Annotated in this window: 21 protein-coding genes; 9 read left to right on the top strand and 12 right to left on the bottom strand. The window is 54.6% G+C overall.

Annotated features, from left to right (window positions below):
* The first annotated feature begins 4 nt into the window (after window positions 1-4).
* Window positions 5-991 (top strand): SDR family oxidoreductase, encoded by a 987-nt coding sequence (locus CKK19_RS12115; RefSeq protein WP_063854313.1) that lies wholly within the window; start codon window positions 5-7, stop codon window positions 989-991.
* Here the strand turns inward: CKK19_RS12115 and CKK19_RS12110 are convergent, their stop codons facing one another.
* The 7 genes from CKK19_RS12110 to CKK19_RS12080 all read right to left on the bottom strand — a co-directional run bounded on the left by CKK19_RS12110 (window position 992) and on the right by CKK19_RS12080 (window position 7,345).
* Window positions 992-2,617: an alpha-amylase family protein gene (locus tag CKK19_RS12110; RefSeq protein WP_063854311.1), complete on the bottom strand. Its 1,626-nt coding sequence runs from the start codon at window positions 2,615-2,617 to the stop codon at window positions 992-994.
* 8 nt (window positions 2,618-2,625) lie between these two features.
* The gene (cydB, locus tag CKK19_RS12105; protein ID WP_022649265.1) at window positions 2,626-3,636 is read right to left on the bottom strand and encodes a cytochrome d ubiquinol oxidase subunit II; all 1,011 of its coding nucleotides are present in this window, start codon (window positions 3,634-3,636) and stop codon (window positions 2,626-2,628) included.
* Window positions 3,636-5,039: a cytochrome ubiquinol oxidase subunit I gene (locus CKK19_RS12100; protein WP_225455144.1), complete on the bottom strand. Its 1,404-nt coding sequence runs from the start codon at window positions 5,037-5,039 to the stop codon at window positions 3,636-3,638. The genes cydB and CKK19_RS12100 overlap by 1 nt, the downstream gene beginning before the upstream one ends.
* 70 nt (window positions 5,040-5,109) lie before the next feature.
* Complete coding sequence (locus tag CKK19_RS12095; protein ID WP_022649263.1) at window positions 5,110-5,982, bottom strand: manganese catalase family protein; 873 nt, start codon at window positions 5,980-5,982, stop codon at window positions 5,110-5,112.
* A 17-nt stretch (window positions 5,983-5,999) separates the two neighbouring features.
* On the bottom strand, window positions 6,000-6,506 hold the full coding sequence (locus tag CKK19_RS12090; RefSeq protein ID WP_038416640.1) for a ferritin-like domain-containing protein: 507 nt from the start codon (window positions 6,504-6,506) through the stop codon (window positions 6,000-6,002).
* A 62-nt stretch (window positions 6,507-6,568) separates the two neighbouring features.
* Window positions 6,569-7,066 (bottom strand): ferritin-like domain-containing protein, encoded by a 498-nt coding sequence (locus CKK19_RS12085; RefSeq protein WP_003862851.1) that lies wholly within the window; start codon window positions 7,064-7,066, stop codon window positions 6,569-6,571.
* Between the two features lie 90 nt (window positions 7,067-7,156).
* Window positions 7,157-7,345: a general stress protein gene (locus tag CKK19_RS12080; RefSeq protein ID WP_022649261.1), complete on the bottom strand. Its 189-nt coding sequence runs from the start codon at window positions 7,343-7,345 to the stop codon at window positions 7,157-7,159.
* A 452-nt stretch (window positions 7,346-7,797) separates the two neighbouring features.
* On the opposite strand from CKK19_RS12080, the gene yjdI reads away from it, so the two are divergent.
* Together yjdI and CKK19_RS12070 are read left to right on the top strand one after the other, a co-directional pair.
* Window positions 7,798-8,028: a 4Fe-4S mono-cluster protein YjdI gene (gene yjdI, locus CKK19_RS12075; RefSeq protein WP_022649260.1), complete on the top strand. Its 231-nt coding sequence runs from the start codon at window positions 7,798-7,800 to the stop codon at window positions 8,026-8,028.
* A gap of 10 nt (window positions 8,029-8,038) precedes the next feature.
* Entirely contained in the window at window positions 8,039-8,311 is a 273-nt protein-coding gene (locus CKK19_RS12070) for a GNAT family N-acetyltransferase (RefSeq protein ID WP_006811846.1), read from the top strand.
* 33 nt (window positions 8,312-8,344) lie between these two features.
* Here CKK19_RS12070 and CKK19_RS12065 read toward each other — a convergent pair whose 3' ends face one another.
* Together CKK19_RS12065 and CKK19_RS12060 are read right to left on the bottom strand one after the other, a co-directional pair.
* Window positions 8,345-9,574 carry an amino acid permease gene (locus CKK19_RS12065; RefSeq protein WP_063853205.1) on the bottom strand — a complete coding sequence of 410 codons (1,230 nt, stop codon included), beginning with the start codon at window positions 9,572-9,574 and terminating at the stop codon, window positions 8,345-8,347.
* A 116-nt stretch (window positions 9,575-9,690) separates the two neighbouring features.
* The gene (locus tag CKK19_RS12060) at window positions 9,691-10,155 is read right to left on the bottom strand and encodes a multidrug/biocide efflux PACE transporter (protein WP_022651793.1); all 465 of its coding nucleotides are present in this window, start codon (window positions 10,153-10,155) and stop codon (window positions 9,691-9,693) included.
* A gap of 101 nt (window positions 10,156-10,256) precedes the next feature.
* On the opposite strand from CKK19_RS12060, the gene CKK19_RS12055 reads away from it, so the two are divergent.
* From CKK19_RS12055 to CKK19_RS12045, 3 genes are all read left to right on the top strand, one after another.
* Window positions 10,257-11,123: a LysR family transcriptional regulator gene (locus tag CKK19_RS12055; protein ID WP_038416634.1), complete on the top strand. Its 867-nt coding sequence runs from the start codon at window positions 10,257-10,259 to the stop codon at window positions 11,121-11,123.
* Window positions 11,124-11,215: 92 nt separating this feature from the next.
* A complete protein-coding gene (locus CKK19_RS12050; RefSeq protein WP_032626064.1) occupies window positions 11,216-12,394 on the top strand; it encodes an acetyl-CoA C-acetyltransferase in 1,179 nt (392 codons plus the stop codon).
* A 317-nt stretch (window positions 12,395-12,711) separates the two neighbouring features.
* Window positions 12,712-13,395, top strand: a complete 684-nt coding sequence (locus CKK19_RS12045; RefSeq protein ID WP_003862842.1) for an oligogalacturonate-specific porin KdgM family protein — start codon at window positions 12,712-12,714, stop codon at window positions 13,393-13,395.
* 242 nt (window positions 13,396-13,637) lie between these two features.
* Here CKK19_RS12045 and CKK19_RS12040 read toward each other — a convergent pair whose 3' ends face one another.
* On the bottom strand, window positions 13,638-14,813 hold the full coding sequence (locus CKK19_RS12040) for an oligogalacturonate lyase family protein (RefSeq protein ID WP_022649254.1): 1,176 nt from the start codon (window positions 14,811-14,813) through the stop codon (window positions 13,638-13,640).
* Between the two features lie 300 nt (window positions 14,814-15,113).
* Between CKK19_RS12040 and kduI the strand changes: the two genes are divergently transcribed.
* The 3 genes from kduI (at window position 15,114) to CKK19_RS12025 (ending at window position 18,504) form a co-directional block, all read left to right on the top strand.
* On the top strand, window positions 15,114-15,950 hold the full coding sequence (kduI, locus tag CKK19_RS12035; protein ID WP_063853204.1) for a 5-dehydro-4-deoxy-D-glucuronate isomerase: 837 nt from the start codon (window positions 15,114-15,116) through the stop codon (window positions 15,948-15,950).
* Window positions 15,951-16,013: 63 nt separating this feature from the next.
* Complete coding sequence (gene kduD / locus CKK19_RS12030; protein WP_003862835.1) at window positions 16,014-16,775, top strand: 2-dehydro-3-deoxy-D-gluconate 5-dehydrogenase KduD; 762 nt, start codon at window positions 16,014-16,016, stop codon at window positions 16,773-16,775.
* A gap of 313 nt (window positions 16,776-17,088) precedes the next feature.
* Entirely contained in the window at window positions 17,089-18,504 is a 1,416-nt protein-coding gene (locus tag CKK19_RS12025; protein ID WP_022649253.1) for a sugar porter family MFS transporter, read from the top strand.
* Between the two features lie 70 nt (window positions 18,505-18,574).
* On the opposite strand, the gene CKK19_RS12020 is transcribed toward CKK19_RS12025, so the two are convergent.
* A complete protein-coding gene (locus tag CKK19_RS12020; RefSeq protein WP_032626062.1) occupies window positions 18,575-19,861 on the bottom strand; it encodes an ABC transporter substrate-binding protein in 1,287 nt (428 codons plus the stop codon).
* A 13-nt stretch (window positions 19,862-19,874) separates the two neighbouring features.
* Window positions 19,875-21,002: an ABC transporter ATP-binding protein gene (locus CKK19_RS12015; RefSeq protein WP_038416631.1), complete on the bottom strand. Its 1,128-nt coding sequence runs from the start codon at window positions 21,000-21,002 to the stop codon at window positions 19,875-19,877.
* Between the last annotated feature and the right edge of the window lie 10 nt (window positions 21,003-21,012).

Below are 21,012 nucleotides of genomic sequence, written 5' to 3'. Positions count from 1 at the left end.
GGCTATGGCTGTTATCGTTATTACCGGCGGTACGGCGGGCGTGGGGAAAGCCACGGCGCTGCACTTTGCTAAAGCGGGCTACGATGTAGGCATTATTGCCCGCGATGAGCAGAGCCTGCGCTCCACAGAAGAGGAGTTGCGCCGTTTCGGGATCAACGCGTGTGCCGTTCAGGCCGACGTGGCGGACAGCAAGGCGGTGACCGATGCTGCTAACGAAATTGAATACCGGCTTGGAGCCATCGATGTGTGGGTGAATAACGCCATGGGCGGGATGCTGGCGCCGTTTCGCACCATGTCCCCGGAGGAGTTTCGCCGCGTCACCGAGGTGACCTATCTGGGCTATGTTAACGGCACCCGCGCCGCGCTGGAGTTAATGACCCCTCGCGATCGCGGAACGATTATTCAGGTTGGCTCCGCGCTGGCCTACCGTTCCATTCCCTTGCAGTCAGCCTACTGTGGCGCGAAGGCCGCGATCCGCGGATTTACCGATGCCGTACGCACCGAGCTGATGCATGAAAACAGCCGGGTGCAGATCGCAATGGTACAGATGCCGGGCCTCAATACGCCGCAGTTCGAGTGGGCGAGGAATAAATTTGCCTGGGCGATGCGCCCGGTTCCTCCCGTATTTCAGCCGGAAGTGGCCGCCAGCGCTATTTTTAAGGTGGCGCAGAAACCGGTGCGGGAGCTATGGGTGGGCAGCAGCACCGTCCAGTCGATTGTCGGGCAGTTTCTTTTCCCCGGTTTTCTGGACCGGCTGATGGTTAAAAAGGCCTGGGAAGGGCAGATGACCGATACGCTAAAGGCGGATGACCGTCAGGACTATCTGGATCAGCCGGTTAACGATCTGCATAAAATCCACGGGCATTTCACCGACGAAGCAAAAGAGCGCGCCACCAGCGTTACCTCCGGCATGCCGGGGAAAGTGCTGCTCGGCTCCCTCGCCGTCACAGGCGCGATCGTGGCGCGTCTGCTGCTCTCGCGGAGACGATAATCAGCGCAGTGCGGTACGATCGGTCCAGAACCAGCGGTAGCCATAGCCGCTGAGGTTAAGCGCGACGGTTTTGCCGCATACCAGCGCGTCGTCGTAGCGTTTGTCCGCCAGGCATGCGGTCCAGGTCGCATGCCGGATCCCTCTGGCGGTAAAATTAACGGGCTTATCGCTGAAGTTAACGAAGGTCAGAATGCTGCGCGTGTCGGTTTCGTAATAGATCCCCAGTACCGCATCGTTGTCGATAGTAATAAGACGAAACGGCGCGACGCCGATCTCAGGAAACTCCGAGCGCGTATTGGCGATATCGATAATGCAGTGCAGGAGGGAGTTGCGGTGCAACAGCGAATCCGCCACGTTGATTTTTTGATAGCGGTACGGACCATGGTCAATCATTGGGGCGATAAAGGTTTTCGGGTCGGTATCTGAGAAACCGCCGCCCTGCGATCCGGCCCACTGCATCGGGGTGCGTACGGCGTAACGCTCCTCCAGATCTAAATCATCGCCCATTCCAATTTCATCCCCGTAGCGCATGACCGGTACGCCCGGCAGCGAAAACAAGACCGCATGGCAAAAGGCCAGCCGCTTTCGATCGCCCTTAAGCATCGGCGCCAGACGGCGGCGGATCCCTCGCTGATACACGCTCATCTCTTCATCAGGGGCGAAGGCATCAATGACGGTCTGCTTCGCTTTTTTGCCTATCCCTTCCAGATCCAGCTCATCATGATTGCGCAGCCAGTTGGCGAAGCAGCAGGAGTCCGGCGGCACGATCATCTTCTTCACTGCGTTGCGCAGCGGTCGTGCGCTCTTCTCTGCAAGGCTGACGTAAAAGTACTTATTGAGCCAGAAATTCAGCACCAGGTTGAGCCGGTCATTCTGACCAAAATAATCTTTGTAGGCGTCGACCTCCACGTCGACTTCGCCGAGCAGGATCGCGTCCGGATTGCGCTGTTCGATAAGACGGCGCAGATGCTCCAGGATCCACAGGCCGCGTTTTTCATCTCCACGCCCGGCCTGTTTTGTCAGGTGCGACGCTGCATCCAGGCGAAAGCCCGACACCCCGAGCTTTAGCCAGAAGATGATGATGTTCTCAACCTCCTTCAGCACCGCCGGGGAGGCCAGATTGAGATCCGGCTCGTGGTGATAAAACATATGCCGGTAGTATTGCCCCGCTTCGTCGTCCCATGTCCAGACGCTCTTTTCCACGCCGGGGAACATCGGTGGCGTATCGTCCTCGTCCGTGTCAGACCAGAGATAATAGTCACGGTAGGGTGACTGCGGGTTGCGGCGGGCTTGCTGAAACCAGGGATGCGCATCCGAGGTGTGCTGGATCAGCAGCTCAATAATGACCTTCATCCCCAGCTCCCGCGCCTGTTCAATAAAGGCGATGATATCGTTGAGCTTGCCGAAGCGGGGATCGACCTGCAAATGGTCGCTTACGTCATAGCCTTCATCGAGAAAAGGGGTGAGGTAAAACGGGGTGATCCAGATAACCGTCGCGCCCATCCGGCGGATGTAGCGCAACTTCGCGGCGATCCCGGCGATGTCGCCACAGCCATCGCCGTTAAGATCGTAAAACAGGGCGGTATCAATCTGGTAAATAATGGCGCGTGTATGCCAGCCTGCCATAGCAATCCTTAGTGATAACCTTCGGTATCAGACACTTTGCCCCGGAAGACGTAGTAGCTCCAGGCGGTGTAAACCAGGATCACCGGGATGATTAACAGCGTGCCGATCAGCATAAACAGCTGGCTGGCAGGCGGCGCGGCGGCTTCCCACAGGGTGATGTGCGGCGGGATAATGTGTGGCCACAGGCTGATGCCCAGTCCGCTAAAGCCGAGGAAAATCAGGCCCAGCGTTAACAGGAACGGACGGGCATGGCTGTCGGGATTGCGCGTCAGCCGCCAGATCCACAGGCTGAATACCGCCACCAGAACCGGAACCGGCAGGAACCAGAAGAAGTTAGGCAGTGTAAACCAGCGCTCGGCGACAAACTGCCAGCCGAGCGGGGTCCAGATACTCACCACCGCAATAACGGCGATCAGTGCCAGCAGCACGTGGCGGGTCAGCTCACGCATCCGGTTTTGCAGCGCGCCTTCGCTTTTCATGATCAGCCATGTGGTAGCCAGCAGGGTATAGGCGACAATCAAACCCAGCCCGCAGAACAGGTTAAACGGGGTTAACCAGTCCAGCGAGGAGCCCACAAAGCGTCGCCCTTCCACGTCAAAGCCGTTGATCATCGCGCCGACCACGATCCCCTGGCTGAAGGTTGCCAGCAGGGAACCGCCAGCAAAAGAATAGTCCCAGAATTTGCGGTGGGAAGGGGTCGCCTTAAAGCGAAACTCAAATGCCACGCCGCGGAAAATAAGCCCGATCAGCATGGCCGTCAGCGGGATGGTCAGGGCATCGATAATCACCGCGTAGGCCAGCGGAAACGCGCCGAACAACCCTGCGCCGCCGAGAACCAGCCAGGTTTCATTTCCGTCCCATACCGGAGCGACGCTGTTCACCATTACGTCGCGCTCTTTGGCATCGCCCACAAAGCTGAAGAGCATGCCGATACCGAGATCGAAACCGTCCATGATGATGTACATCAGCGTGGCGAAGACAATAATGGCAAACCAGATGACCGGGATATCGACGCCCATCAGATCTTCTCCTCTTCCGGAACAGACTCGGCGGCGGACAGCGGACGGGCAGGGGTGCCCGACGTATTAGACGTTAGCGTGCCGACAGGCTGCGGCCCTTTCTTTATCAACCGGGCGAGATACACATAACCCACGCCAAATACTGAACAGTAGACCACGATAAAGGCCAGCAGGCTGATGCTCATCTGCAACGTGCTGTGCAGAGACACCGCATCTATCGTGCGCAGATAGCCGTAGACGACCCGCGGCTGGCGGCCCACTTCGGTGGTGACCCACCCGGCGAGCAGCGCAAGCAGTCCGGCTGGCCCCATGCACAGGGCAAACCAGTGGAATGGTCGCGAGTGATAGAGTCGGCGGCGATAGCGCAGCCAGACGCTCAGCACACCAAGCGTAATCATCAGCAGCCCCATGCCGACCATAATGCGGAAAGACCAGAAGACGATGAGCGAGTTCGGGCGGTCCTCTTTCGGGAAATCTTTCAGCCCCGGGACCTGTTTATCCAGGCTGTGCGTCAGGATCAGGCTGCCGAGCGCCGGAATTTCAAGCCCGTATTTGGTGCGCTCCTCCTCCATATCCGGTACGCCGAACAGCAGCAGCGGGGTAGCCTCGCCGGGCGGATTTTCCCAGTGGCCTTCAATCGCGGCGATTTTGGCAGGCTGATGCTCAAGCGTATTCAGGCCGTGCATATCCCCAACGACTGCCTGGATGGGCGCGACCAGCAGCGCCATCCACATGGCCATGGAGAACATTTTGCGAATAGCGGGCGTGTCGTTGCCGCGCAGCAGATGCCATGCCCCGGACGCGCCCACAAACAAGGCGCTGCACAGGAAGGCGGCGATGGACATATGGATCAGACGGTAAGGGAATGAGGGGTTAAAAATAATGGCCAGCCAGTCTTCGGGAATGACCTGACCGTTCTGAATACTGAAGCCCTGCGGGGTGTGCATCCAGCTGTTGGAGGCGAGGATCCAGAAGGTGGACATCAGCGTGCCCAGCGCTACCATGCAGGTGGCAAAGAAGTGCAGGCCGGGGCCGACCTTGTTCCAGCCGAACAACATCACGCCCAGGAATCCGGCTTCGAGGAAGAAGGCGGTTAAGACTTCATAAGTGAGCAGAGGGCCGGTTATGCTGCCTGCGAACTGGGAAAATCCGCTCCAGTTAGTCCCAAACTGGTAAGCCATTACCAGCCCGGAAACCACGCCCATACCAAAGTTAACGGCGAAAATTTTCAGCCAGAAATGGTAAAGCGAGCGCCAGACATCATTTTTTGTGCGAAGCCACATGCCCTCGAGAACCACCAGATAGCTCGCAAGCCCGATGGTGATTGCCGGAAAGAGAATATGGAAAGAGACGGTAAAGGCGAACTGTATCCTGGCCAGATGAAACGCATCAAGCTCGAACATGCTCCGTACCTCTGGAACTGATAGCCCACAAGGCATTGCCAGACAGCCTCAGGCTGCCTGGCAAAACCGGTTACGGTTTTTTCTTACCCGCGCCAAGCTCGGCACCGGTAAGCGGATCGGCTTTAGGATCGGATTTCGTACGTGCGCACATTGCTTTGACCAGCGTAGCCTGCTCTGTTGTGAGCGTTACGCTTGCGCCGCCGTCACCGCCATCGACCGCTGGCTGAGGAGATTCCACGTAGTCGAAGTGCTTGTCGCTGTTCCAGCTTCCGCGAACTTCTCCCCCCTCAGACATATTGTAGTACTTGTTGGTGTACTCTTCGATTGGCGGCAATTTACCCGGTGGGAAGTTGTTACGGATCGACTGGAGCGCCTTCTCAAACGAAAGCTGGTGTGCTGCCTCACGCGTCATTAAAAACGCCAGCGCATCTTTAACACCTGGATCGTCCGTTACGTTAATAAGCCGTTCGTAGATAATTTTGGCGCGCGCCTCGGCCGCAATGTTAGAGCGCAGATCCGCGGTGGGTTCGCCAATGGTATCCACGTACGCCGCCGTCCACGGTACGCCTGCGGAGTTAGTGAGCGGAGTACCGCCCCCGTAGAGCAGGGACGTGATATGACTGTCATTGCCGTTTTCGGTCATGGACCGGTACAGCTCCGCTTCATTTTCAACGCCTTCCGCCAGTTCACCTTTCGCACCCTTATTAAGCATACCCACCAGGGTGCCGATAATTTCCAGGTGACTTAACTCCTCGGTCGCGATATCCATCAGCATATCTTTACGACCGGGATCGTCGTCGCTCAATCCTTGCGTAAAGTAACGACATGCCGCGGCAAGTTCGCCCTGTGGCCCGCCAAACTGCTCAAGCAGAAGATTAGCCAGACCCGGATTCGGTTCGGCTACGCGTACCGTGTATTGCAGCTGTTTTACGTGTCGAAACATAGTTTCTCCCTCTTCCGTTATTTTTTCGCTTCAACGCCGTCCGCGTCGGAGCGCAGCAGGAACTGTTCCGTCGTCTGTGGAATATGTTGAATCAGCCAGTCCGCCATCTGGCGCTCTTCTTCCAGAATGGATTCAATGGCTGGAATGGAGGCGGTATCGCCCGCTTGTTTGGCCGCGGCCAGCAGAGAGGTGTAGCAGGCAATTTCAAACTGCTCAAAAACGTAGCCGCTGATGGAGCCTTTAACAATTTCGTCGGAAGGGAACATGCCGCCAATGGACTGGCCGAGCGCAGCCATTTTGCTCATGGAATCTTTTATGACCGAACGGGAAATATCATTGCGGTCGAGAATTTCTTCCAGCACGGTAATTTGATGTTTAGTTTCATTAACGTGTTGTTCAATTCGTGCACGTAAGTCGGGATAATTATCAATACGGCTGGCCATTGATTCCAGCATGGATTCGGCTTGCTTTTCCATCGCATGGGCATCGCGTAGCCAATCATGGTAGTGTTCTACATGATTCATAATTAACTCCTGTGATTTATTTTCTGGTTAATTGTTGGTGCTGATGCTCATCAAATTATTATTTATCCTTTCTGGGCTTTTTGATTAATATTGCCGACAGCCAGATCGGTTAATTTGAGATCGGTTTCTTTTTCTTCTTCCAGCGTTTCTGCAAGAAGTTTAACGGCTTTTTTATAGCCTAATTGTTCGGCCAGGGTGGCCAGGGTGCCGTAGCTGGCAATTTCGTAGTGCTCGACTTTCTGTGCGGCGGCAATTAATGCAGCGTCACGCACTTCGTTTTTCTCAGTGCTCTCAATAACTTCGTTGGCTTCTTCAATTAAGCCTTCCATTGCAACGCATTTCATGCGCTTCAGCTTGAGGCCGGATTCCTGCTCAATAATCTGATCGATACGTTCGATCTGTCCCTGCGTCTCCTCAAGGTGAGCCGTGAAGGCAGCGCTCAGCTTCTCGCTTGATGCGGCACGGGCTAACTTGCTTAGCGCGCGGGTCAGCTGCTTCTCAGCGCTGTAGGTATCGGATAACAGGTGAATAAATACATCTTCAACAGTTTTCATATTCATATATTCGCTCCAGTGAAATAAAGGGAAGGTACTGCGAGCCGACAGGCCCGCAGCATGCTCTCGGTATATTTATAAGAGCTTTAAATAAGATCAGGAGTTATCAGATTTACGGCCCCCGCCGTGACTGTTCTGTCCCCCTTTCTTACCCGCTTCAGATGCGCGTTGCGGATCGTTTTTGAAATTACCGCCGCTGTGCTGGCCGCCTTTACGTCCAGCTTCTGATGCTTTTTCACGGTCTTGCGCGAAATTACCGGAACCACCACGATGTTGCTCTGCCATATATCAACCCTCATGTTGCGTTTATGTCAGGTGATACGATAAGTAATTCGTATCAGTTGTCGTTCAGAAATTAACATTAGTCGTTATGTGAGAAGAGTCAAATTTCCTGTCTGGGTTGTTTTGCGCCATTTCCAGAGATGCGGGGAAAATACCGCTTCGTTACGATTTTTGAAAATCGGAAGTAAATCCATTGCTTAGGGGGAAATAACTTGTGTCGTTAGGATTCCGCTTAGCTAATAATCTTAATATGAACGCGGCGGAAATGATTACAAGAATTGACGTAGCGCAAAAATATATCTTGCCGACCTGAATCTTTATAATCGGAATAGTCTTAAGCGAGAAGTAAAATAACGAGCCGAAACAGTGTATCCGATCGTCGTTTTTGACGTGGTCAGGCGGATCGGGTGAGGGTATGCTGCATTCGTCACCACAATAATTACAGAGGCAATGTCATGGATCAGGAGCTACTGGATGCAGGGTACCGGGCCTATACCGGTGAGAAAATCGATGTCTACTTCAACACAGGGATCTGCAAACACTCGGGCAACTGCGTACGCGGCAGCGCGGCGCTGTTCGACCTGAAGCGTAAACCCTGGATTGCACCGGATGAAGTGGATGCAGAAACTGTTGCGCGCGTAATTGATACCTGCCCGAGCGGTGCGCTGAAGTACCGCCTAAAATAAGTGAGGAACCATGGATATTCTTGAAGGCCATAACAAGTTTTATGTCAACGACGCCGAAGGCAATCAGGTTGCGGAGATCGTCTTTGTCCCGACCGGCGAGCATCTGAGCATCATCGAGCACACCGATGTGGATCCGAGCCTGAAAGGGCAGGGTGTGGGTAAGCAGCTGGTGGCGAAGGTGGTAGAGAAGATGCGCGGGGAGAACCGTAAAATTATCCCGCTGTGTCCGTTTGCGAAGCATGAGTTTGATAATACGCGGGAGTATGACGATATTCGGGCGTAAAACAGATGCCCGGCATTGCGCCGGGCAGCACACTCAACCGACAAACATCACCGACACACACAGCACACCCACAATCAGCGTCAGCAGGTTACCGATGGAGCGGTACGGTTTTAACGACGGGATCAGGTACGTCGACAGCGTCGGCATGATGAACAGGATCATGGCGATAAGCGGACCGCTGATGGCGTAAATCATGGAGATCGCATTCGGGTTGATGCAGCAGACCGCAAAGGTAATCAGCGACACGCCGAGAATCGAAACCGCGCGGTTAAAGGCACGACTTTTCTTCACACCCACCTGATTCAGCGACGATTTCACAATTTCCGTTGCCCCTTCAATCACGCCAAAATAGGTGCCGAGGAACGATTTCGACATCGCTATAATTGCCACGATAACACCGGAAATGCCCAGCCATGCCGGGGACGAAGGCATCATCGACAGCGCGGACAGGATCGTCACCCCTTCCTCTTTTGCCGCCACGATATAGGACGGTGGAATCGAAAGCAGGCAGCTGAACACAAAGAACAGCACGCTGAGGCAGATGATCAGGTACGCCACTTTCATGATTTTTTTGCATTTACCCATAGCCTCTTGACCGTATTTCTCGCGACGATCTACGGCGAAGGTCGAGATGATCGGGGTATGGCTAAAAGCGAAAACCATCACCGGGATCGATATCCACACCTGGTGCAGCGTATGCTGGTCGAAGGCCATCTGGCTGGTCAGCAGCGACGGCTGCCAGCTGCCCGTCAGATACAGCGAGACAAACAGGAAATAGGCGATCAGCGGAAAGACAAGGAAACCCATCACCTTAATGGTGATGTGCCGCCCCATCAGGAAGATCAGATTCAAAATCAGCACCACGCCAAAACTCACCAGCATCCGCACGCTGGTATCCACCGTCATCCGTTTCGCCAGCTGTTCTGTAAGTGAGTTGGTTATCGCCACCGCGTAAATCAGAACCACCACAAAGAAGGCCACGAAATAGAGCGTGGTGATGAGGTTGCCGATCTTTTTGCCGTAGTAATGGGAAACGGCACCGGTGATCCCTTCGTTGCCTTTCGTCTTCGACGACAGAATAAATTGCGCCAGCGCTTTATGCGGCCAGTAGGTTAAGGGATACGCCACAAGGGCGGTGATCAGCAGGACAATCGCGCCAGCAGAGCCGAGCTGAATGGGCAAGAACAGGGTTCCTGCGCCCACGGCAGTGCCGTAGAGGGCGAAACTCCAGAGAGTCTCTTCTTTTGACCAAATTTTCGACATTAGAGCAACGTATCAACTATAAAACGAACAAAAAGGAGTGCAATTTACCATAATTATGCGTTGAGGTCGCCGTTGCTTCGCTGGGGTTGGGCCGGAGAAGGTCTCCGGCCGGAAGGTCATTCGCTTGCCAGGGCGCGACGTTGCTGGCGGCGCTTGATAATTTTCTCCCGCAGGGTGTCATACGCCCAGTTGTAGAGCATGGTGTACGGCAGGAAGAACAGGAAGAAACCAATCTCCAGCGTGAAGGCCTGGAGCAGCGTCACGCCCAGCACGGCGGCAACGATGGTTACGCCAATCACAATAAAGCCGCATTCAAAACCCAGCGCATGCAGGGCGCGCACTTTTGCCGTGCGCTTCACCCGCTGAACGGGCCAGAAACGGTCGAAGCCAAAGTTATAGATAATGTTCCAGAGCATTGCCGTGGTCGCCAGAATAATAGTGAGACCCCCCATTTCAACCACCGAGCGCTGCATTAGCCACGCGGCCGTAGGGGCGAGGATCGCCGTAGCAATACCTTCAAAACAGACGGCATGGAAGATCCGCTCCGGCAATTTACGTTGGAGTGCATCCTGATGTTGCATATTTACCTCATATAGACGCCAGTATGGGCGTTGATGCGGCCTATTCTTATCGCTTAAGGTGATATATAAAAGATGGTATCCATCGATAAAGTAGATACATCATGCGTTATTCTCCCGAAGCACTGACCGCGTTTGTTGAAACTGTCGCCGCAGGTTCGTTTTCAGCTGCGGCACGACGGCTGCGTAAAAGCCAGTCCACCATCAGCACCTCCATCGCCAACCTTGAAGCTGACCTTGGCTTTGAGCTGTTTGATCGCTCGGCGCGTCACCCGGTGTTAACCGCCCAGGGTGAACAGGTGCTGGGCTATGTCCAGTCAATCCTCGCCGCCAGCGCGCGCCTTGATGAGCTGGCCGTATCCTTAACGGCGCAAACGGAGGCGCGTTTTACCTTTGTTCTCTCCGATACGCTTAACCCGGCCGTGCTGGAAGAGATGATGAGCCAGTTCGACCAGCGTTTTCCGCACACCGAATTCGAGTGTCTGATTGGGGAAGAGGAGGACGTGATCGATCTGCTGCAAAAGGAGCGGGCGCAAATTGGCCTGACGGAAGCACGCGACAGCTACCCGACCGATATTGGCGCGACCCGCCTGCCTATGCAGACGCGGATGGCTATTTACGTTTCTGCCGGACATCCTCTGGCAGGGCAACATGAGACGCAGGCGGACGAGCTGCATGGCTGGCGCGAGCTGCGGCTGAGTACCTATCTTGAACGGGAAGCGCCCCTTGCGCGCGGGCCGGTCTGGTCTGCGCCGAACTATCTGCTGCTGCTGAGCATGGCGGTACAGGGCTTTGGCTGGTGCGCGTTACCCTGCGCGCTGGTCGACGAATTTGCCGCATCGAAATCGCTGGTGCAGCTGAACGTGCCGGGTTGGCCGAGGTCGATTGCCATCGATCTGGTATGGAACAAAAGAACCCCGCCCGGCGTCGCCGGAAGCTGGCTGCGCCAGTACTTGCAGGACGCACGATAATCCTGTGACTAAACTCACTAATTTTAAACATTTGCGTCAATTGTTGATAACAATCCTCTACTATCGTCATGTCATTTTGCACAGAGGTCGTGATGAAAGATGTCGTTATAGTGGGTGCGTTACGTACGGCTATCGGCTGTTTTCAGGGAGCGCTTGCGCGTCACTCTGCGGTTGATCTCGGCAGCGTGGTGGTAAGAGCGCTGGTGGAACGCAGCGGGGTTGCCGCACATGAAATTGATGAGGTGATCCTCGGCCAGGTGCTGACCGCTGGCGCGGGACAAAACCCTGCGCGCCAGGCGGCGCTGAAGGGCGGCCTGCCTAATACCGTTTCGGCGATTACCATCAACGACGTCTGTGGTTCAGGTTTGAAAGCGCTCCATCTTGCGACGCAGGCTATCCAGTGCGGTGAAGCGGACGTGGTCATTGCCGGAGGGCAGGAAAACATGAGCCGCGCCCCGCATGTCCTGACCGACAGCCGGACCGGCGCGCAGCTCGGGAACAGTCAACTGCTTGACAGCCTGGTTCATGACGGGCTGTGGGACGCCTTCAACGACTACCATATGGGCGTAACGGCGGAAAACCTGGCGCGGGAATACGGCATCAGCCGCGAGCTTCAGGATGCGTATGCGCTTAGCTCGCAGCAAAAAGCACGCGCGGCGATCGACTCCGGCCGTTTTCGCGATGAAATTGTCCCGGTCAGTACCCTGCGCCAGAACGGCGAAGCGCTCATCGTTGATACCGACGAGCAGCCGCGCACCGATGCCAGCGCAGAAGGGCTGGCAAAACTCGATCCGGCCTTCGAAACGCTCGGTTCTGTAACGGCAGGTAACGCATCATCCATTAACGACGGTGCGGCGGCGGTGATGATGATGAGTGAAAGCAAAGCCCAGGAGCTGGCGCTGCCGGTGCTGGCGCGCATCAAAGCGTTTGCCAGCGTGGGTGTTGATCCTGCGTTAATGGGGATCGCCCCGGTCTATGCCACGCGCCGCTGTCTTGAGCGGGCGGGCTGGCAGCTGAACGATGTAGATCTGATTGAAGTCAATGAAGCCTTTGCTGCACAGGCGATCTCGGTCGGGAAAATGCTGGAATGGGATCCGCTGCGGGTCAACGTCAACGGCGGTGCGATCGCGCTCGGTCATCCTATTGGCGCTTCCGGCTGCCGCATTCTGGTGTCGCTAGTCCACGAAATGAAAAAGCGTAACGCCCGAAAAGGGATCGCAACGCTCTGCATTGGCGGAGGGCAGGGGGTAGCCCTGGCTATCGAACGGTAATTTCCCCCTCTGCGCACAGAAAGCCTCCCTCGGGAGGTTTTTTTATGTCTGCAGAATCCTTTTTTAACACTTCTGCGTTCTTTCTTAAGCCCACAATAATTATTGCGCGGTGAATTATTCGCTTTGTGAAGTTCTTAGTGTGATCTCACGCCTGGAATTTATGCGTTATACGCCTTTTTTGTTGATGAGGTTCACGTCGATCTTTGCCAAAAAAAATGAAACAAATAATTTCGATCCTTGTCACTAAAATAACGGTACATAAAAAATAAACTAAAGTTTCATAAAAACGAAACGTTATTTTAATTGAGGGTTTTTTCATGTTTAAGAAATCTCTGCTCCTTGCTTCCCTTATTAGTGCCTCTTTTGCGGCTAGCGCCGTTACCGTCGATCTGCGTCACGAATATATTGACAGCGGCTCGAATGCCGACCGTGTTGCCGTCTCGCACCGCTTTGACAATGGCTTCGGTTTTTCAGTCGAGGCGAAGTGGAAATCAGGCGGGGACAAGGCAGATCAGCCATTCGCGGATGTGGTGGGGAACGGTCACGAAGATCAGATTAGCTGGCGCTGGAAAGCGACAGACAATATCGCCCTGACGCCTGCGTTTACGATTGAAAGCACAGACAGTCGTACCATTTATAAACCGAATCTGCATGTGCAATATAGTTTCGATAATGGCTTCTACGTGGCCGCGCGTTACCGTTATGAATATACCCGCTACCCGTCAAGCTCAAATAAGGACGATGATAAAGTTAACCGTGGTGATGCGTGGGTCGGTTGGGTATTAGGTGACTGGCGTACCGAGCTGAACTATGTTTACGCGAAAAGCTCTGAAGGCGTGGCCCGAAATAACAATAAAGATTATTCCAATGAATATAACGCCAAGCTGGCCTACAAATGGGATAAAAACTGGGCACCGTATGTTGAGGTGGGCAACGTGGGGGTTAAAGACACTGACGAACGCCAGACCCGTTTCCGTTTAGGCGTGGCGTACTCCTTCTGATAATCCAGCTTCTTCGCTAAAAACCGCCGGGTGGCGCTTCGCTTACCCGGCCTACACTTTCCTTCCACTCCGTCGTTTCGTATGCCGGATGGCGATGCGCTTACCCGGCTACACTTTCTCTCGAATCAGTCGTTTCGTAGGCCGGGTAAGCGTTAGCGCCACCCGGCAAAAAGCGCCGCAATCACCCAAAAAAAAGCCCTCCGAATCGGAGGGCAAGGCCAGTTACAGAAACACTAACTCATTCAGGCATGCAACATTTCAGGTTGCTCGGGGAGTTTCGCGATATAGAGGGCCGGTTTGCCGTCTTTATCGGAACTGTACAGCACCGCTTTTTCGTCCGGCGTGAAGGACGGATGCGGGTGGGTTACCTGGCGGCTGTTCGCCACCGTAGCCCAGGAAGTATCATGACGGGCAATGCGGTAATAGGCTTTCTTCGCCACGTCAAAGGCATACAGATAAGGATCGTTATCAATGGTGTAGCCGCCGGTGTCTTTCACATCGACAGGCGTGCCGGAACCGTCGCCAACCAGCATGGTGCCGTCAACATTGCTCATCAGGTGCGAACAGGCGGGCATGTTCATTACCGCTTCATTCACGCCGGTGTCCGGATTGAAGCGGGAGATGGTGCGCCCTTGCTGACCTTTCAGGTAAGAGACGTAGATCAGCGCGGACCCGTCCGGCACCCAAAATTCATGCGTGCAGCTTTCCCCTTCCGCGTGCGTTTTCACTTTCCGCACGTTGCTGCCATCTTCGTTGACCAGCCACATGCGGGCGTCAACCAGGTCGTGTGGCCCTTCATGACAGAAGGCCACGGTATTGTCATCGAACGGGCGATAAATCGGATGTCCCAGCCAGATCTTCTCGTCATGGATGGTGGTGCTTTCACCCGTTTTTAGATCAACGCGCAGCAGGCGGCAGTGCGGCCCTTTGTGGAAGAAGTCGTGGAAAATTTTCCAGTCGTTGAGTGGCGTCCAGTCACGTCTGGCAATCTCAATACCCACCAGTTTGGTGCAGTCGCTGTTCGCGACCCAGGTGCCGTAGCCAACCCACTCTTCCGGGACGCGGTACACTTCGCGCTCTGCCAGCGTCTTTAAATCCACCTCAAGCAGGGTGCGATCGTTTTTCACATAGTAGAGGGATTGATCGTCCGGAGAGAGGAACCCGCCAAAGGTGTTATCGCCCGCGCCTTCGGTCAGCTGCACCGCTTCGGCGTTTTTCAGATCCAGCAGGTAATAGTTCCAGTGACCGTCGAACTCCCCGGCGAACAGCAGGTGGCTGCCATCGTTAAAGAAGCACTTCTGGTAAAAGTAGTTGCGATGACAGGTTACTTCCGGTGGGGTCAGGCGGGTAACTTCCACGCCTGTATCCGGATCGCGGCTGACCTCGTAGTTCAGCTTGACCCGCATACCTTTAGCCATAATGCACTCCTTTGAACGCGTAATATAGGTTGAAAACTAGGTGTTAAATTATCAAAACATCGTTTCATTGTGTGTGACTGACAGCGCAAATTCTCAGTTTCTTTAGCCAGATTGAGGGGCTTAAAGATTTATCGTGATCGAAACACCATTTCTGGCATAAACATACAGAAAAAATGAAACGTTGTTTTAAATGTAATTGAAAACCCCATGTACAGGGGATAATATGTGTTCATCACGAAAACGGAACATTGTTTCGTTATTCATCTTTGCCTTCGGGCACGATCAATTCTGGAGGTTTACGTGGACGTCAGACAAAGCATCCACAGTGCGCACGCAAAAACGCTGGATACTCAGGGGCTGCGCAGTGAGTTTTTAGTTGAGCAAGTGTTCGAAGCCGACAAGTACACCATGGTCTACAGCCATATTGACCGCATTATTGTGGGCGGGATTATGCCGGTGGCGAAAACCGTCTCCGTGGGCGGTGAAGTGGGCAAACAGCTGGGCGTGAGCTACTTCCTCGAACGCCGTGAACTGGGCGTGATTAACATTGGCGGGCCGGGCACCATAACCGTCGATGGCCAGTGCTACGAAATTGGTCACCGTGACGCGCTGTACGTCGGAAAAGGCGCGAAAGAAGTGGTGTACGCCAGCATCGATGGCAGCAAACCGGCGAAGTTCTACTACAACTGCGCCCCGGCTCATACGACTTACCCAACCAAAAAAGTCACGCCAGCGGACGTTGCCCCGGTGACCCTTGGTGACAACCTCACCAGCAACCGCCGCACCATCAATAAATACTTCGTACCGGATGTGCTGGAAACTTGCCAGCTCAGCATGGGGCTGACCGAGCTTGCGCCGGGCAACCTGTGGAACACCATGCCGTGCCATACCCACGAGCGCCGTATGGAAGTCTATTTCTACTTCAACATGGATGAAGATGCCTGCGTGTTCCACATGATGGGACAGCCGCAGGAAACTCGCCATATCGTGATGCACAACGAGCAGGCGGTCATTTCGCCAAGCTGGTCCATCCACTCTGGCGTGGGAACGAAAGCTTATACCTTTATCTGGGGTATGGTCGGTGAAAACCAGGTCTTCGATGACATGGACCACGTCGCTGTTAAGGATCTGCGCTAGTCGCAGGCAGTTAAGCATACATCTGCCTGTTGATGACAGGCGCTGAACGATTAAGGAACAAACATCATTCTGGATGCATTTTCTCTGCAGGGTAAAGTGGCTGTGGTTTCCGGGTGTGACACCGGGCTGGGGCAGGGTATGGCGTTAGGTCTGGCGGAAGCGGGCTGTGATATCGTCGGGATTAACATCGTAGAGCCAACGGAAACCATCGAGCGCGTCACCGCGCTGGGCCGTCGTTTCCTGAGCCTGACCGCGGACCTGCGCAAAATCGATGCGATCCCTGAACTGCTGGATCGCGCGGTGGCGGAGTTCGGGCATATCGATATTCTGGTCAACAATGCGGGCCTGATTCGCCGTGAAGATGCGATTAACTTCAGCGAAACGGACTGGGACGACGTGATGAACCTGAACATCAAGAGCGTGTTCTTTATGTCCCAGGCGGCTGCGAAGCACTTCATCGCGCAGGGGAAAGGCGGCAAGATCATCAATATTGCCTCCATGCTCTCTTTCCAGGGCGGCATCCGCGTACCGTCTTACACCGCATCGAAGAGCGCCGTGATGGGCGTGACCCGTCTGCTGGCGAACGAGTGGGCGCAGCACAATATCAACGTCAACGCGATTGCGCCGGGCTACATGGCCACCAACAATACCCAGCAGCTGCGTGCTGATGAAGAGCGCAGCGCGGCAATTCTGGAACGTATTCCAGCGGGTCGCTGGGGTCTGCCGAGCGATCTGATGGGCCCGGTTGTGTTCCTGGCTTCTCCGGCTTCGGATTACATTAACGGCTATACCGTCGCCGTTGACGGCGGCTGGCTGGCACGTTAATTCAGCCTTAATAAAGAACCTCTGCCCTCGGGTGGAGGTTTTTTTTTGCGCCAAAATTGGCTTTATCCATATCCTTAAAGATGAAAAATCCATACTAAAAAGGAATAAATGACGGGTATCACACATTTATTGCTTAAATATTAACTAATTAATAAAAAATAAGGTTAAACCACCCTGATTTGAAATTGTAATGTCCATCACAGAACGGTATGTCGTAGCGAAATAATCCATATCTTCACCAGTTCCGACCTGACACTTTCTTCCGGTATCTCGTAATTTCACTTAACGAATTTCGCTGTTGAGGCAGGAAACTATGACATCTATAAATGACTCTACCCTTATGCCCGCTGCGCTGCGCGATACCCGACGCATGAACCAGTTTGTTTCTGTTGCGGCCGCCGTAGCCGGTCTACTGTTTGGTCTGGATATCGGCGTTATCGCTGGCGCACTGCCCTTTATTACCGACCACTTTACGTTAAGCAACCGCCTGCAAGAGTGGGTGGTGAGCAGCATGATGCTGGGCGCGGCCATCGGCGCGTTGTTTAACGGCTGGCTGTCGTTCCGTCTCGGGCGCAAATACAGCCTGATGGTTGGGGCGATCCTGTTCGTCGCAGGCTCCATCGGCTCCGCGTTTGCGACAAACATAGAAGTGCTGCTGCTTTCACGCGTGTTGCTTGGCGTAGCGGTGGGTATCGCGTCCTACACCGCGCCGCTTTATCTCTCTGAAATGGCAAGTGAGAACGTGCGCGGGAAGATGATCAGTATGTATCAGCTGATGGTGACGCTCGGTATCGTGCTGGCGTTTCTGTCGGATACGTACTTCAGCTACAGCGGCAACTGGCGGGCAATGCTTGGCGTGCTGGCGCTGCCTGCGCTGGTGCTGATTGTGTTAGTCATTTTCCTGCCGAACAGCCCGCGCTGGCTGGCGCAAAAAGGGCGTCACGTGGAGGCGGAAGAGGTGCTGCGCATGTTGCGCGACACGTCTGAAAAAGCGCGTGAAGAGCTGAACGAAATCCGCGAAAGCCTGAAGCTGAAGCAGGGCGGCTGGTCCCTGTTTAAGGCGAACCGCAACGTGCGCCGCGCGGTGTTCCTCGGCATGCTGTTACAGGCGATGCAGCAGTTTACGGGGATGAACATCATTATGTATTACGCCCCGCGCATTTTTAAAATGGCCGGTTTTACCACCACCGAACAGCAGATGATCGCCACGCTGGTGGTGGGGCTGACCTTTATGTTCGCCACCTTTATCGCGGTGTTCACCGTTGATAAGGCCGGACGTAAACCCGCCCTGAAAATTGGCTTTAGCGTGATGGCGCTCGGCACCTTAATCCTTGGCTACTGCCTGATGCAGTTCGATAACGGCACGGCGTCAAGCGGCCTCTCCTGGCTCTCCGTGGGCATGACCATGATGTGTATCGCCGGTTACGCGATGAGCGCCGCGCCGGTGGTGTGGATCCTGTGCTCTGAAATACAGCCGCTGAAATGCCGCGACTTTGGTATCACCTGTTCCACCACCACCAACTGGGTGTCGAACATGATCATTGGCGCGACCTTCCTGACGCTGCTGGATGCGATTGGCGCGGCAGGCACCTTCTGGCTCTATACGGTGCTGAACGTGGCGTTTATCGGTGTGACCTTCTGGCTGATCCCCGAAACCAAGGGCGTGACCCTGGAGCATATTGAACGCAAGCTGATGAGAGGGGAGAAACTACGTAATATCGGCGTGTAATGTAATTGCCCGGTGGCGCTTCGCTTACCGGGCCTACGATACCGTGTAGGCCGGGTAAGCTGCTTAGTGTTTACCGCATCGCACGTCTCAAAATACGCTCCGCCTGACGCTGGAAGTCAGCGGCCGTCTCTTCCACGGTTTTCTGCCCGTAGTCGATATACTGCAAAGAAGTACCGAACTGCGCCACAATCTGTGGGTCGTCAAAGTATGGCGAGACGGTGAGTTTCGCCGGCAACGACTGCGCCAGACGCAGGCCTGCCACGGAAGGATCGTCCTCTTTAATGGTGCCGTCTTCGGTCAGATACTGCACCGCCACTTTGCTCAGCGGTACGCCACGCTCAAGGCCCAGCGTATCGACCCCTTCTTTGCTGTTGAGCAGGAAATTAATCAGCTTCGCCGCCGCTTCCGGGTTTTTGGTCGACTTACCAATCGACAGCATTTGCGCCGGTTTGAAGAACAGGCCCGCGTCGGTGGCACCCGGCAGCATTGGGTAGCTGCCCAGCTCCAGTTTCGCCGGTGGCTTCAGGTTGTCGGAATATTTGTTGATGGTGGAGTTCCACATATAGGTGCCGCCCCATTCTCCCTGGATCCACGGCTTCATCTCATACATGTTGCTCTTACCAAACGAGGCATAGTATTTGGTGTCCGGCATGACGTGGCTGTCGATCAGCTTTTTGTAGGTCTGGAAGAACTCCACCCACTGTTCCTTTGTGTAGCTGAACTTTTTGGTTTTCTCATCCACCGCAGGAATGTTGTACTTCTGGATCATGTACGAATTCAGCAGCGCCAGCGTATCCTGGTGCTCGAGGATCACCGGGTAGTATTGCTTACCGAGCTTGCTCTCGAAGGTTTTACCGGCCGCCATCAGCTCGTCCCAGGTTTTCGGGTACGCAATACCCGCTTTTTTCCAGGTTTCGTCATTGAAGTAGAACACCCGCGCCGTCACCGAGATCGGAATGCCGTTCAGCTTGCCATCCACGGTGGTGGTTTGCAGCTCTTTGGGATCGAACTGCGACAGGTCGATCACCTCCTTCATCTTGTTCAGATCGTAGAAGCCGTCACCGGTTTTGGAGAAGATCGGCAGCCAGTTCCAGTTCGTCTGCATTACGTCTGGCTCGGTTCCACCCGCAATCTGGGTGGTCAGACGGGAGAGGTGACCGTCCCAGCCGGTGTATTCCGCTTTCACGTTGATGTCCGGGTTCTGTTTATGGAACTCCTCCAGCGCTTTCAGGGTGACCTGGTGACGGCCGTTGCCGCCCCACCAGGACATCCGTAAATCCACATTCTGCGCCATCGATGGCAAAGCGGTAAGGCCCAGGGTCGCGGAGATAGCTGCGCTTAAAAGCACTTTTTTCATTTTTATCACTCCATCAGAGAGAGAGGTTCTGTTCAGTTTTTGCGTCAAAAATATGACACTTATTCATATCAAACGTGAAATACACCTTACGATGAAGTCCCTTATCAATCATTGGTTTAGCTTCATCGGACGGGATTCTGGCGGTCAGTTCGTAGTCCGCGACCTTCAGGTACACAAAGAATTCGTGGCCCATATTCTCAACGCGCACCATCTCCCCACTACAGCCGCCGTTCGGGAAGGGCTCATCAGAGAGCGACACAAATTCCGGGCGCACGCCGAAGAAGATCTCCTTACCCGCGTAAGCGGCGACTTTCTCCTGCTTCTCCGCGTTCAGCGGCATGGTTTCATCACCAATGGCGATGTGCAGCTGTCCCGCTTTTTCGACCAGCACGCTTTTGCGTATATTCATCTCCGGCGCGCCGATAAAGCCCGCCACGAACATGTTCTTCGGCTTGTGGTAGAGATTGTCCGGCGTATCCACCTGCATGATATGGCCAAGCTTCATCACGCAGATGCGGTCGCCCATGGTCATCGCTTCGGTCTGGTCGTGGGTCACGTAAACGGTGGTGGCCGGTTTTCCAGATTTCTTCAGCTGCTTATGCAGGTCGGAAATACGGATACGCATCGAGGCGCGCAGTTTGGCGTCGAGGTTTGAAAGCGGCTCATCGAACAGGAACACATCCGGTTTTTTCACAATCGCACGGCCTACCGCCACGCGCTGCGCCTGGCCGCCGGAAAGCTGGCGCGGCAGGCGGTCGAGCAGCTCTTCAAGCTCAAGAATTTTGGCGGCTTCATTCACCTGGGACTCAATCTGATCTTTCGGCAGCTTGCTCAACTTGAGGCCAAAGGCCAGATTCTCGCGCACCGTCATGTGTGGATAGAGGGCGTAGTTCTGGAACACCATCGCAATCCCGCGCTCTTTCGGCGCGAGGTTGTTCACGATCTTGTCGCCGATACGCACCTCGCCGCCGCTGATGGTTTCCAGTCCCGCCAGCATGCGCAGAGTAGTGGATTTGGCGCAGCCGGATGGTCCGACGATCACCATGAATTCCCCTTCGGCGATTTTAAGATCGATAGCGTGTACCGCTTTAAAACCGTTGGAGTAGACCTTTTCCAGCTTGTTGAAAATAACTTCAGCCATGGTATTTCCC

It is taken from the genome of Enterobacter sp. CCUG 70166, assembly GCF_020224095.1.
In the GTDB taxonomy this organism is placed as follows: domain Bacteria; phylum Pseudomonadota; class Gammaproteobacteria; order Enterobacterales; family Enterobacteriaceae; genus Enterobacter; species Enterobacter intestinihominis.
The sequence above is the reverse complement of the archived record's forward strand: the minus strand, read 5'-3'. Positions and strand labels throughout refer to the sequence as shown.

Bases quoted from the DNA above. Each gene is read 5' to 3' on its own strand.
- CKK19_RS12115 (WP_063854313.1), top strand. From the start codon at position 5: ATGGCTGTTATCGTTATTACCGGCGGTACGGCGGGCGTGGGGAAAGCC.
- CKK19_RS12110 (WP_063854311.1), bottom strand. From the start codon at position 2,617: ATGGCAGGCTGGCATACACGCGCCATTATTTACCAGATTGATACCGCC.
- cydB (WP_022649265.1), bottom strand. From the start codon at position 3,636: ATGGGCGTCGATATCCCGGTCATCTGGTTTGCCATTATTGTCTTCGCC.
- CKK19_RS12100 (WP_225455144.1), bottom strand. From the start codon at position 5,039: ATGTTCGAGCTTGATGCGTTTCATCTGGCCAGGATACAGTTCGCCTTT.
- CKK19_RS12095 (WP_022649263.1), bottom strand. From the start codon at position 5,982: ATGTTTCGACACGTAAAACAGCTGCAATACACGGTACGCGTAGCCGAA.
- CKK19_RS12090 (WP_038416640.1), bottom strand. From the start codon at position 6,506: ATGAATCATGTAGAACACTACCATGATTGGCTACGCGATGCCCATGCG.
- CKK19_RS12085 (WP_003862851.1), bottom strand. From the start codon at position 7,066: ATGAATATGAAAACTGTTGAAGATGTATTTATTCACCTGTTATCCGAT.
- CKK19_RS12080 (WP_022649261.1), bottom strand. From the start codon at position 7,345: ATGGCAGAGCAACATCGTGGTGGTTCCGGTAATTTCGCGCAAGACCGT.
- yjdI (WP_022649260.1), top strand. From the start codon at position 7,798: ATGGATCAGGAGCTACTGGATGCAGGGTACCGGGCCTATACCGGTGAG.
- CKK19_RS12070 (WP_006811846.1), top strand. From the start codon at position 8,039: ATGGATATTCTTGAAGGCCATAACAAGTTTTATGTCAACGACGCCGAA.
- CKK19_RS12065 (WP_063853205.1), bottom strand. From the start codon at position 9,574: ATGTCGAAAATTTGGTCAAAAGAAGAGACTCTCTGGAGTTTCGCCCTC.
- CKK19_RS12060 (WP_022651793.1), bottom strand. From the start codon at position 10,155: ATGCAACATCAGGATGCACTCCAACGTAAATTGCCGGAGCGGATCTTC.
- CKK19_RS12055 (WP_038416634.1), top strand. From the start codon at position 10,257: ATGCGTTATTCTCCCGAAGCACTGACCGCGTTTGTTGAAACTGTCGCC.
- CKK19_RS12050 (WP_032626064.1), top strand. From the start codon at position 11,216: ATGAAAGATGTCGTTATAGTGGGTGCGTTACGTACGGCTATCGGCTGT.
- CKK19_RS12045 (WP_003862842.1), top strand. From the start codon at position 12,712: ATGTTTAAGAAATCTCTGCTCCTTGCTTCCCTTATTAGTGCCTCTTTT.
- CKK19_RS12040 (WP_022649254.1), bottom strand. From the start codon at position 14,813: ATGGCTAAAGGTATGCGGGTCAAGCTGAACTACGAGGTCAGCCGCGAT.
- CKK19_RS12025 (WP_022649253.1), top strand. From the start codon at position 17,089: ATGACATCTATAAATGACTCTACCCTTATGCCCGCTGCGCTGCGCGAT.
- CKK19_RS12020 (WP_032626062.1), bottom strand. From the start codon at position 19,861: ATGAAAAAAGTGCTTTTAAGCGCAGCTATCTCCGCGACCCTGGGCCTT.
- CKK19_RS12015 (WP_038416631.1), bottom strand. From the start codon at position 21,002: ATGGCTGAAGTTATTTTCAACAAGCTGGAAAAGGTCTACTCCAACGGT.